The following is an 8,392-nucleotide window of genomic DNA, read 5'->3' on the forward strand; positions in this document are numbered from 1 at the left end:
AGCCATCCGGGAAGCCTGAAGCGCTTTGAAAACGCATGTGCTGCGGCTGTTATTCATAGCGTGGATGACTTTGATCAAAACAATCGATTTCATCACTCTTCCGGAATCGTGCATGGACAAAAAAGAGCCTCACGCACCAATCACACGCTGCTCTAACGCGTGACGAAAGCTGCCTTAGGTATAATCCAAAGGAGAAAATCTTCGATGCGCCCTGACGTGCAGTGGAGGTCGTGCCGAGAAAGTGAGTTGCAACTGGCCGACAATGTCGGGCGGTGCGACCATGGTCGCTTCGGAGAATGAAATCGGGCCAGTTCACGGGGGCGGTACTGTTATTCGTCGACGGCCGCCCTTCCCAAGAACAGGCGGCATCGCAAGTTGGTTCTGCCGATGAAAACGACATCGCCGGATACATGTCAGCAGCCGCTCAGGATTGGAGATCCAGCCAAGCTCTCGGCGTGATGGCACTGTAGGCGTCACAGTCGAAGCATCTCATTGATCGTTTATGAGGCTTTCTTCGATGCCGCTGATGCCTGACGGGCGGTCGCAGCTGCAGGCGACAACACGCCTATTTAGTTGGAAACAGTCGAGGTAAGCCAATTTGGCTTCCCGTTACTATTTGGAGAAAGAAATGCTGTGCCTAGGAATCAGCGGCGGACTTGACCAAGTCCATGAAAACCGATTCGAGCGTCCGAACGCCTTTATGCACGATGGCGCCGCGGTGCTCGTCCGAGACGGAAAGGTGATAGCCGCCGTAGAAGAGGAACGCCTCAATCGAATCAAGCACTCGAACAAGCTGCCAAGTGGTTCGATTCAATACTGTCTCTCGACGGCCGGGGTTCAGCTCAGCGACATTGATCGTGTCGCGGTCTACGCCAGCGAGCCCTATGCCAACGCCATGCTTGAAGGTATGTCCGCTTCCCAACCGGACATTCTCTCCACTCCGTTGGATGCTAAAATGTTGGTGCAGAACCTGTTAGCGCGTGAGTTCGGCACTAAGTTGGACAGTTCGCGTATTTCATTCGTAGGTCATCATCAGGCGCACGCCGTGAGCGCCTTTGCAATGTCGGGCTTCGAACAAAGTCTCATTCTAGCGATTGATGGCTGTGGTGATTTCCTGTCGGGCCTTGTGGCGGTAGGGTCTGGCACAGAAATTACGCAAATCGAGGCTTTCCCGGAGGACAATTCTCTTGGGCTGTTTTATCTCGAGACGATCCGCTGTCTCGGCTACGGCATGTTCGACGAGTATAAGGTAATGGGACTCGCGCCCTATGGCGACCCCGCTCCCTATCGCGAGCTCTTCGAGCAGTTGTACGAGCTCTCCGCCAACGGTGGCTACCGTGTTCACCTCGACCGCATCGGTCCGGCGTTGCTCCGCAACATCGAGATCAGGCGAAAGGGAATGCCTTTCACCCAGCAGCATCGAGATGTGAGTGCGTCACTGCAGGAAGCGCTTGAGCGGATCGTGTTCCACATTCTCCGGCACCACCGTGAGGCCACCGGCATGAAGCGGTTGTGTCTGGCGGGAGGGGTAGCCCACAACTGCACGATGAACGGCAAGCTGCTGTATTCAGGGCTTTTCGAAGACATCTTCGTGCAACCCGCGTCTCACGACGCTGGCTGCGCATTGGGAGCTGCGCTGATAGTCTCTAACGAGATGGGCCGCCCCGCGCCGCGTGAGCGACTGCAGGAGGTCTATTGGGGTCCTGATCTCGGGAGCGACCGCGCCGTGGAACAGGAACTGAATGCATGGTCCGGACATCTCGAGGTTGAACGCTCTTATGACGTAGCGAGCAGTGCAGCCCACTGGATCACCAACGGCGCCGTGATCGGCTGGGTGCAGGGTCGTTCGGAGTTTGGGCCACGTGCGCTGGGCAACCGCAGCATTCTTGCCGACCCTCGGCCCGCTGCAAACAAGGACCGGATCAATGCCATGGTCAAGAAGCGCGAAGGCTATAGGCCTTTCGCACCATCTGTGCTGGAAGAGGATGCGAGCGAATTTTTCGACCTCCCGGACGGTAAGCACGAATTTCCATTCATGAATTTCGTCGTTCGCGTGCGTGACTCAAAGCGCGCCTTGTTGGGTGCCATTACGCACGTCGACGGTACGGCTCGGCTGCAAACAGTATCGCGCGATGCCAACCCAGCTTACTGGGAGGTCATCAATGCCTTCAAGAAGCGGACAGGCACTCCAATTCTGCTCAATACGTCCTTTAACAACAATGCTGAACCGATCGTGGATACGGTTGCAGACGCGATTGCCACATTTTTGACGACAGAGCTGGATGGACTTGTGGTCGGGCCCTTCCTGGTAAAAAAACGGGCTGCAACGCTGCAGGATTGGACTGCGCTTGCGATTTCATTGCCTCCCTCAGTCTCCCTCCATCAAACCCGTGCTTACACAGCGCGAGATCATCAGGAGACTGTCTGCGAGATTATTCCGAACCACTCCAGCATTGACAGTGTGCGAATTTCAAACGACTTGTTTAATCTACTGATGCGGATCGAGGGCGAAGCCGTGTTGCGAGATCACCTCAATATGATTGAGCCGGATCAGGCCAGGCATGCAGCTCTAATGGAGGGCCTGCGAAGACTGTGGGAGCAGCGCCTGGTTCGGTTGCATCCCTCACAATCTGGTCGGATGGATCATGGGTCCGATCAAACGCTGGACCAGCCCAATAAGCAATCAGCCTGATAGAGATGCACCTCAAGCTCGGCCAATCAAGGGTGTTTGTCGACCCCGCCTGCGAGCTCCCGCTGTGATTACGGGGTCGTCGCCTACGCGGCGGCGCCCACCAACATCTCCATCAGTCGCTTCGGCGACAAAGCCAATCATCTCCCGTAAGAGCAAGTGCTTTCGGGCAAGGTCTGCAGGTTCAAGGAGTTCGTTGAAGGCGCCGCCAGCTGGAGCTGCGTCGAGCGCATCATCGCGCATGGTCGAGCTCGGCGCCCAAGGGAAATCGCCCAATTCGACACGCGTGCGTTTGCGCCTCATTCAAAACCGCTGCGCGGGTGGTCGAGGTGAAATCGGAAGTCCGTCTGTGCCAGCCGACGACGTTCCCGCAGCGCATCCTGCACATCGCCCTCGATCGCATTCCTCAACTCGCGACATACGACGGGGCGCAGGCGCCGGAAACGAACCCGCCCACCGCAACCTGCAAACTCCCGCCTGTCCTCACGACGGAGCAATCCTGTCGCCTGACCAGGCGCGTGGAAAAGCATCACAAGGGTGACCACAGCGTCGCTTCAGGCCGTCAAACGCTATTGCCGTGCGTCAAGGCGGACTAGGTGACCCGTCGGGAAGCCGGCACCAGCGGCTTTGTCGGGACAAGACACATGCTATTGGGATTTGACCGCCGCAGCCGCGAGCATCGCTTCTCCCATCGCAATGGCCCCTTGGGCACGCAGCATTTCGCCAGGGTTCTGAATGTCGCGCAACTCTTTGTTCTGGCTGAGTTTTGATTTTCCAACCAGGCCGGTGATCTCGATCTCCAAGGCGACGATTGCCCTGACCATCGTGTCGATGAAGTCCTTCGGCGCGTCGCCCATCTTCCATGGGACCGGCTGCGAGGCTTCTTGCATGTGAGTGAGCTTCGCCACGTTGCGGCGCACATACTGCTCATCATCCCGGACAGTGATGCGTCCGTGGGCATGGACGACGAGATAGTTCCAGGTCGGCACCTGCTTGTGGAATTCATGCTTGCTCGGATACCAGTTCGGCGAGATGTAAGCGTCGGCCTCACGGAAGATTACGAGAACCTCATCGCCATTGGCGACTTCCTCCCAGACTGGGTTCTTGCGAGCGACATGGCAATTGAGAACGCCCTTGTCTCCCTTCGAGCGGTCAAGCTCGAAAGGGAGGTGGTTCGCGTCCAGCGTGCCTTTGCTTTGGGTGACGAGGATACCCAGCGGGTGTCTCTCGATAAGGTCAAACAGGGCGTTCTGATCAGGGACGGCAAAATGAGGCGGAACGTACAACGGTTTATCTCCTGTCGCGAATGTGCGGTTGTTAGTAATCGGCGGGCCTTACGGAACGTGCCCCTGAATCTTCGCTGCCGTCGACGAGTGCCCCGGATTTCGGTGTCCACCACGCTCAAGCACCGCCATCGTGAAGTGGGCGGGCACATCAGATGCCGCCGCATATGAGTGAGGTTGGTCAGTGACAAGCCGCGCACTCTCGCCTTCGCTTAAAATTTCCACGTGGGTACCTACCACAACGCTCAGGGCACCCTGACTGACCGAGATCAGCTCGCGCGTATCCGGACTATGAGCGTCCGCGGAAAACACATCGCCCGGCATCATGACCCAGCTCCACAGTTCGAACATCGTGCGTCCCGAGGTCGACGAATGCAGTTGCGCAGAGCTTCCCTTGGCGCTCGTCCAAAGCCTCCTGGTCTCTGTCCGCTCGATGGGAAGGCGCACCGTGGAAGGGTGCTCGTTCAACAAATCGGCCACCGAGAGCGAAAACGCCGCCGCCAGCCGACACAGTATGCCGATACTGGGGTTCGCCCTACCCTGCTCCAGCGCGACCACGGTTCCCTTCGATAGGCCACTTAGTTTAGCCAGGCGATCCAGGGTCAGGCTTTGGTCACGCCTCAAGTCTCGGATCCGGGCTGCTATCGCTTGCCCAAGCGCTTGCTCGGCATCAAACGCTTCCGTAACATTGGTCATTATATTGACTTGGGTCCTCGGCTCACGTATTGCGGTCAGTATAATGACCGGCACGAAATTGCAACTGCCCGTTAGGAAGGAATAACCGATGCGTTTTGAGACGAAGGCGATCCACTGCGGCCGAGGTGTCGACGCGTCCACGGGGGCCGTATCCATGCCGCTGCACACCAGCACGACGTTCGAACGAGGCGCCAACGGGTCATTTCCGTCCGGCTTCGAATACACAAGGGATGGAAATCCGACACGCAATGCGTTCGAGGCGGCCATGGCGACGCTTGAGGGAGGGGGAGACGGCATCGCCTTCGCTTCGGGCATGGCCGCAATCGCTGCAGTTTTCGAGAGCCATCCGTCGGCGGGTCGGATCGTTCTGCCGGATGACATGTATTTCGGCATTCGTTCGCTGATCGAAGAGACCGACATTGGGTCTCGCTTCGACTTTGCCCCCGTCGACATGCGCGATTTGGACGCTTTGCGCGCCGCGGTGACATCGAAGCGGACTGGCCTCGTCTGGGTCGAGACGCCGTCAAACCCGATGATCCGCGTTGTCGACATTGCGGCCATCTGCGCAATCGCGCACGAGGCAGACGCCTTGGCGGTGGTGGACAATACGTGGGCCACCCCAGTGCTTCAACTGCCACTCGAAATCGGGGCAGACGCGGTGATGCACTCGGCGACAAAGTACATTGGCGGCCACTCGGATTTGATGGCCGGTGTCGTCATTGTCCCAAACGCGTCACCCCTCGGTCGCCCATTGCGGATGGTCCAGAAACACAAGGGCAGCGTCGCAGCGCCCTTCGACTGTTGGCTGGCGTTGCGGGGCCTCCAGACATTGCCGGTCCGCATGCGCGCCCATTGCGAAGGCGCCCAGAAAGTGGCCGAGGCCCTGGCGTCTCATCCGCGCGTCGAAAAAGTGCTCTTTCCTGGTTTGCAAACTGATCCGGGACACGATCTTGCTACGCGGCAAATGAGCCATTACGGAGCGATGCTATCCTTTATCGTCGAGGGCGGAGCCGATGCTGCAATGGCCGTGGCCGGCCGCCTGAAGATTGTTGTCCGGGCGACAAGCCTTGGCGGGACGCATTCTCTGATAGAGCATCGCGCATCCGTTGAAGGTGCGAAGTCCAAAGCGCCAGGCGGATTGCTGCGAATTTCTGTAGGGCTTGAACATCCTCAGGACATTATAGATGACCTGATGCAGGCCCTAGGCGAAACCTGCAAAGCGGGAGTCCAATGACGGGTGCAAGAACTCTGGCGCCGCTTTACGTGACGGCTGGCGCAGCCGACGATCGGCAGAACAATGTTCCTGCTGAGTAGAACGCACGTCCTCTGGTGAACCGCTACCGCCGTGTCGCATTGTCTCGGGCGTGGTGGTCGCCTGGGTGATGAACGTCTTCGGGTTTCCGGACGATGGCCACGCGCTCGACCGGATAGCGGCAAATACCCAGATTTGCCGTTGACCTACTGCTGCTCGACCTCGTCGGAGATCGCGGTCAACAGATGGGATGGATGTGCTGGCACTACGGCAGTTTGACAAGCCGGCCATCGGGGCGCTAGCACCGTCCAAAGCCAAGAGTCGCAGGGCAGAACTGACCGCACCCAGCGGGCTGCGGGACCCATCAGCTAACGGCCAGGTTGGTACCTCAAGGCGCATCAGCACCATGGATGTCACATTGTCCTTGTTGCGAGCGCGATTTCGGAACTTCGTTGTGACGCAGTCTGTGCACAGAGCGCACCGCTGTAAGCAAATGAGCGGACGAACGACACCCAGTGGAGGAGAGAAGTGATGCGGCGTCAAGATCCTCCGCGCTTTGCGGCAAACACACTGATCCCTCTTCACAACCCGGTCTTTCGTTCTATCTGGACAGCCACGCAGATATCCAGCCTTGGCTGGCTGGTGCAGAGCGTGGCTATAAGCTGGCTCATGGCGACGATTTCAGCCTCCGATCTAATGGTTGCGCTCGTACAGGCTGCATCGACACTGCCCGCGTTCTTCTTGTCGATCCTTGCTGGAGCCATTGCAGACAGCTTCAGCCGCCGCGGCGTGATGCTTGCCGGACACTGCCTTATCGCACTGGCATCCACGGCGCTGGCACTCGCTGTGGGACTGGGCTTTGTTAGTCCATGGCTGATCCTGGGACTGAGTTTCTTGGCCGGATGCGGCTTTGCCTTGAACGATCCAGCATGGCACGCGTCGGTAGGCGATATCCTGGAAAAGCGCGACATACCCGCCGCAGTGACGCTGATGTCGGTGGGCTACAACGTGGTTCGGAGCATAGGACCGGCGCTGGGCGGTGTAATCTTAGCTTTGCTAGGCCCCCTTACGGCTTTCGCCCTCGCTGCGCTGAGTGACTTGGTCCCGTTGAGCGCTGTTCTGCGCTCAAAGTGGCAAGTTCGCTTTTCGCCTCTTCCGCGCGAGCGGATGACTACGGCCATTCATGATGGCATGCGATTCACGGCAATATCCTCAGAGATCAGAGTGGCGATTGTGCGTGCAACCCTATTCGGGCTGTCAAGCATCTCGATCCTTGCTCTGCTCCCCCTCCTGGTTCGCGACCAGCTGGCGGGAGGGCCAATTGTTTACGGGGTGCTATTGGCTGGCTTCGGCACAGGCGCCTTCATAGCCGGCATTGGCAGCAGCTACTTGAGACGCATTACGTCCCAGAACCGATTGATCACGCTCGCATCCGTTGCTTGCGCAACGTGTTGCCTTTTGATGGCCCTCACATCGTCGGTGGCTGTGGCGGCGATCGCGCTTGCAATCGGTGGCGCTGGCTGGGTTGTCACCTGGACCGGAACCGACGTGTGTGTGCAGTTGGCAAGCCCAAGGTGGGTCGTTGGTCGGACCCTGTCCATCTATTACGCCCTGACCTACGGCGGCATGGCAGCGGGCAGCTGGATCTGGGGTGCTGTCGCGCAGTACTATTCGCTGACGTGGGCTTTGGAAGGTGCTGCAGCGGCACTGTTGCTGGTCGCGGCTGTGGGAAAGCTATTGCCAGTGCGGCTATGGGAGGAATCGGATCAAGCGGCCGTCGACTTCAGGCCACCAGAACTGGCCCTCCCTTTGAAACCCAGGAGCGGTCCGATCGTGATCAAGGTGGAGTACTCGATACCCGAGGAGAGTATCGATGAATTTCTGAGCTGCATGCGCGAAAGGCGGCGCGTTCAGAGCCGCGCCGGTGCGCGGGACTGGACCCTCCAGCGCGACCTTCAGAAGTCGACGCTTTGGACCGAGACATTCCGCACGCCGACATGGACGGACTATCTTCGTCTAAACCATCGGCTGACGGTGAATGACAGGGAGGTAGGCGAGCGCCTTGCCGCTCTGCACATGGGTGATTCTCCGCCTCGCATCTCACTTTCAATCGAGCGGTCGACAAGCCCCGCCCCCGGCAGCCAAGTCCAGCCTGTGCCTTTTGTATCGCGCCCGTGAGATAACCAAGACTTGTCTGGGCTTGGACACGGAACGAGCTACTCCTTGATTTGTCGAGCCTGCCCGGATTGCAAATCGTTCCGGCCGGTTAGGCGAGCATGAGAATTCGCGCGGCAATTATGTCAATCACGGGTCCCATGTTCAGCCCGCCCCCCCTCTGCCGCCAGAGGTAGTGTGCTGAGAGTTCTGCAAATTCGCTGAGAGGGGGCGCTGGTGATGTTCAACGTCACCGATTCCCTGGAAGGAACGCCACCATGACCAAGACAGAAGGTAAATCGACCAGCGCTGCCGTCA

At 58.6% G+C, this 8,392-nt stretch carries 5 protein-coding genes; 3 read left to right on the plus strand and 2 right to left on the minus strand.

Translation table 11 applies throughout. The annotated features are described in order from the left end of the window. The first annotated feature begins 628 nt into the window (after positions 1-628). Positions 629-2,692: a carbamoyltransferase family protein gene (locus tag NKI32_RS21340; RefSeq protein ID WP_353003506.1), complete on the plus strand. Its 2,064-nt coding sequence runs from the start codon at positions 629-631 to the stop codon at positions 2,690-2,692. 644 nt (positions 2,693-3,336) lie between these two features. On the opposite strand, the gene NKI32_RS21345 is transcribed toward NKI32_RS21340, so the two are convergent. Then, the gene (locus NKI32_RS21345; RefSeq protein WP_353003497.1) at positions 3,337-3,975 is read right to left on the minus strand and encodes an FMN-binding negative transcriptional regulator; all 639 of its coding nucleotides are present in this window, start codon (positions 3,973-3,975) and stop codon (positions 3,337-3,339) included. Between the two features lie 48 nt (positions 3,976-4,023). Beyond that, positions 4,024-4,668 (minus strand): helix-turn-helix domain-containing protein, encoded by a 645-nt coding sequence (locus NKI32_RS21350; protein ID WP_023709150.1) that lies wholly within the window; start codon positions 4,666-4,668, stop codon positions 4,024-4,026. Positions 4,669-4,756: 88 nt separating this feature from the next. On the opposite strand from NKI32_RS21350, the gene NKI32_RS21355 reads away from it, so the two are divergent. Both NKI32_RS21355 and NKI32_RS21360 read left to right on the plus strand, forming a co-directional pair. Then, entirely contained in the window at positions 4,757-5,902 is a 1,146-nt protein-coding gene (locus NKI32_RS21355; RefSeq protein ID WP_023685532.1) for a trans-sulfuration enzyme family protein, read from the plus strand. Between the two features lie 549 nt (positions 5,903-6,451). Continuing rightward, positions 6,452-8,098 (plus strand): MFS transporter, encoded by a 1,647-nt coding sequence (locus NKI32_RS21360; protein WP_023704122.1) that lies wholly within the window; start codon positions 6,452-6,454, stop codon positions 8,096-8,098. Positions 8,099-8,392 lie beyond the last annotated feature (294 nt).

This window comes from Mesorhizobium sp. M0761 (assembly GCF_040320205.1).
In the GTDB taxonomy this organism is placed as follows: Bacteria; Pseudomonadota; Alphaproteobacteria; order Rhizobiales; family Rhizobiaceae; genus Mesorhizobium.

Excerpts from the sequence above, each read along its gene's own strand:
- NKI32_RS21340 (WP_353003506.1), top strand. The coding sequence starts at position 629 with ATGCTGTGCCTAGGAATCAGCGGCGGACTTGACCAAGTCCATGAAAAC.
- NKI32_RS21350 (WP_023709150.1), bottom strand. The coding sequence starts at position 4,668 with ATGACCAATGTTACGGAAGCGTTTGATGCCGAGCAAGCGCTTGGGCAA.
- NKI32_RS21360 (WP_023704122.1), top strand. The coding sequence starts at position 6,452 with ATGCGGCGTCAAGATCCTCCGCGCTTTGCGGCAAACACACTGATCCCT.
- NKI32_RS21355 (WP_023685532.1), top strand. The coding sequence starts at position 4,757 with ATGCGTTTTGAGACGAAGGCGATCCACTGCGGCCGAGGTGTCGACGCG.